This is a genomic window from Streptococcus sp. 3874, from assembly GCF_013276425.1.
GTDB classification, from domain to species: Bacteria; Bacillota; Bacilli; order Lactobacillales; family Streptococcaceae; genus Streptococcus; species Streptococcus pseudopneumoniae.
Window position 1 is genome coordinate 1 of the sequence record NZ_VMLA01000155.1, and the last position, 2,450, is coordinate 2,450.

The following is a 2,450-nucleotide window of genomic DNA, read 5'->3' on the forward strand; positions in this document are numbered from 1 at the left end:
ACAACTGTCAAAGTCCCGAATGATAATCGTGTCGTATTCTTTGATTTTTTCTAAAATTTGATGGCAAATTTCCATAAATAACCTCAATTCTTTCTCATTTCATTGTAGCACAAGAATTTTTATTTTTAAAATGAAAAAGATGTGATATAATGGAGAAAGATAAATTGAGGAGGACGATATGGTATTAGCAAAAATTGTATTTGCCAGTATGACCGGTAATACCGAAGAAATTGCAGATATTGTAGCAGACAAATTACGTGACTTGGGCTTGGATGTCGATGTTGATGAATGTACAACTGTTGACGCTTCAGACTTCTTGGAAGCTGACATCGCTATCGTTGCGACCTATACTTATGGTGATGGTGAATTGCCAGATGAGATGATGGACTTCTACGAAGACCTAGCAGATCTCAACTTGAATGGCAAAATCTACGGAGTGGTTGGTTCAGGAGATACCTTCTACGATGAATTCTGTAAGGCTGTTGATGACTTTGATCGTGTTTTTGTTTCGACAGGAGCAGAAAAAGGTTCAGAATGTGTTAAAGTTGATCTCTCTGCTGAGGAAGAAGACATTGAGCGCTTGGAACAATTCGCAGAAGAATTGGCTGCTAAAGTAGGATAAGTATAAAAGTGCGCTGATGTAATCAATCAGTGCATTTTTCTTATCGTGAGTTAGGATTTTACTAGCCTATTTGGTGGCTTTTTGATACAATAATTCAAATAAAGGAGGAGACTGTATGGATTTAGATAGTATTCGTCAAGAAATTGATCAAATCGACGACCAAATCGTCAAGCTCTTAGAAGAACGAATGCATTTGGTTGAGGGTGTAGTTGCTTATAAGAAAGCATCAGGTAAACCGATTTTAGATACCAAGAGAGAATCAATTATCTTTGAAAAGGTTAGGAATCGTGTAGAGGACAAGCGCTATCAGGAGACTATCGTCGCGACTTTTTCGGACATACTCAAACGTTCGCGTGATTATCAGGATCAAAACATCAAATGAAAAAAGAACAATTTTATCCGCTAGGAATTTTTCTAGCTGCCATGGTGGGCGGACTTGTACGCTATCTAGTTTCCACTTGGTTACCAGTCAGTCCAGATTTTCCTTGGGGCACTCTCTTTGTCAACTATCTGGGAATTTTCTGCTTGGTTTATCTGGTAAAAGGTTATCTAGTCTATAAGGGAACAAGTAAGGGCTTGGTTTTAGCTCTGGGTACAGGTTTTTGCGGAGGTTTAACAACTTTTTCCAGCCTAATGCTTGATACTGTGAAGCTGCTTGATACAGGGCGTTATCTTAGTTTAGTCCTGTATTTGCTTTTGAGCATCGGTGGAGGCCTACTCTTAGCTTATTTTCTAGGGAGGAAGAAATGGTAATCGTCTATCTTGCAATTGCTTGTGGTTTCGGAGCTTTAGTGCGCTATTTCTTTTCCCGCTATAATCAAACTTCTAAATTGCCCCTCGGAACGCTCATAGTCAATCTTCTAGGTTGTTTTTTAATTGGATTATTCTACAATCATGTGGAGTCTAAGGAAGTCTATGCTATTTTAGCAACAGGATTTTGTGGAGGTTTGACAACTTTTTCGACCTTGAATGACGAACTCCAAAGATTGTTAAGTGATAGGAAGGGATTTTATTCTTATTTAGCTTTGACCTACCTCGGTGGTTTGATTGCGATTTTTTTAGGAATTCTGCTATAAATTTCTTTACTTTTTTGTGGAAATTTGGTAAACTGTATCTTGTGTGTAATGGACGCACAAAAATACAGTTTATCCGCTGAGGAAGATTCTTCAAGATTGACAAAGATAGGAGAATAAAATGAATCCATTAATCCAAAGCTTGACTGAAGGTCAACTTCGTACAGATATCCCATCATTCCGTCCTGGTGACACTGTTCGTGTACACGCGAAAGTTGTCGAAGGTAACCGTGAACGTATCCAGATTTTTGAAGGTGTTGTTATCGCACGTAAAGGTGCTGGTATCTCAGAAAACTACACAGTTCGTAAAATCTCTAACGGTGTAGGTGTTGAGCGTATCTTCCCCATCCACACTCCACGTGTTGAAAAAATCGAAGTTGTTCGTTACGGTAAAGTACGTCGTGCGAAATTGTACTACTTGCGTGCTCTTCAAGGTAAGGCAGCTCGTATCAAAGAAATCCGTCGTTAATTCGACTAAAACTCTGCTTTTTCAGCAGAGTTTTTATCTAGCTCCCTTAGTTCAATGGATATAACAACTCCCTCCTAAGGAGTAGTTGCAGGTTCGATTCCTGCAGGGGGCATAATAAGAAGCGTAAAGAAACATAAAGAATATTCAAAGTGTTTATTTGTAGGCAATCATCACAATTTAGTTTTTTAAAATAGGTTAGTATTTTTGGAATCTTTGACCAAAATTTGACCAAAAGTCAATGAATATAGAATAAAGTAGATCAGGAAGCCAATGTCATTAAGTTAGT

General features: G+C 38.2%; 5 protein-coding genes and 1 tRNA gene. All 6 read left to right on the forward strand.

Annotated elements, in window-relative coordinates:
• Positions 1-178: 178 nt before the first annotated feature.
• The 6 genes from HT703_RS11295 to HT703_RS11320 all read left to right on the forward strand — a co-directional run bounded on the left by HT703_RS11295 (position 179) and on the right by HT703_RS11320 (position 2,276).
• Positions 179-622, forward strand: a complete 444-nt coding sequence (locus HT703_RS11295; protein WP_000241950.1) for a flavodoxin — start codon at positions 179-181, stop codon at positions 620-622.
• A 115-nt stretch (positions 623-737) separates the two neighbouring features.
• Entirely contained in the window at positions 738-1,004 is a 267-nt protein-coding gene (locus tag HT703_RS11300; RefSeq protein ID WP_050262112.1) for a chorismate mutase, read from the forward strand.
• Entirely contained in the window at positions 1,001-1,375 is a 375-nt protein-coding gene (gene crcB, locus HT703_RS11305) for a fluoride efflux transporter CrcB (protein WP_054392922.1), read from the forward strand. The genes HT703_RS11300 and crcB (HT703_RS11305) overlap by 4 nt, the downstream gene beginning before the upstream one ends.
• Positions 1,369-1,698 (forward strand): fluoride efflux transporter CrcB, encoded by a 330-nt coding sequence (gene crcB, locus HT703_RS11310; protein WP_000237406.1) that lies wholly within the window; start codon positions 1,369-1,371, stop codon positions 1,696-1,698. The genes crcB (HT703_RS11305) and crcB (HT703_RS11310) overlap by 7 nt, the downstream gene beginning before the upstream one ends.
• 118 nt (positions 1,699-1,816) lie before the next feature.
• Complete coding sequence (gene rplS / locus HT703_RS11315; RefSeq protein WP_001068669.1) at positions 1,817-2,164, forward strand: 50S ribosomal protein L19; 348 nt, start codon at positions 1,817-1,819, stop codon at positions 2,162-2,164.
• A 40-nt stretch (positions 2,165-2,204) separates the two neighbouring features.
• A tRNA-Arg gene (locus HT703_RS11320) sits at positions 2,205-2,276 on the forward strand.
• Positions 2,277-2,450: the final 174 nt, after the last annotated feature.

Excerpts from the sequence above, each read along its gene's own strand:
- HT703_RS11295 (WP_000241950.1), top strand. The coding sequence starts at position 179 with ATGGTATTAGCAAAAATTGTATTTGCCAGTATGACCGGTAATACCGAA.
- HT703_RS11300 (WP_050262112.1), top strand. The coding sequence starts at position 738 with ATGGATTTAGATAGTATTCGTCAAGAAATTGATCAAATCGACGACCAA.
- crcB (WP_054392922.1), top strand. The coding sequence starts at position 1,001 with ATGAAAAAAGAACAATTTTATCCGCTAGGAATTTTTCTAGCTGCCATG.
- crcB (WP_000237406.1), top strand. The coding sequence starts at position 1,369 with ATGGTAATCGTCTATCTTGCAATTGCTTGTGGTTTCGGAGCTTTAGTG.
- rplS (WP_001068669.1), top strand. The coding sequence starts at position 1,817 with ATGAATCCATTAATCCAAAGCTTGACTGAAGGTCAACTTCGTACAGAT.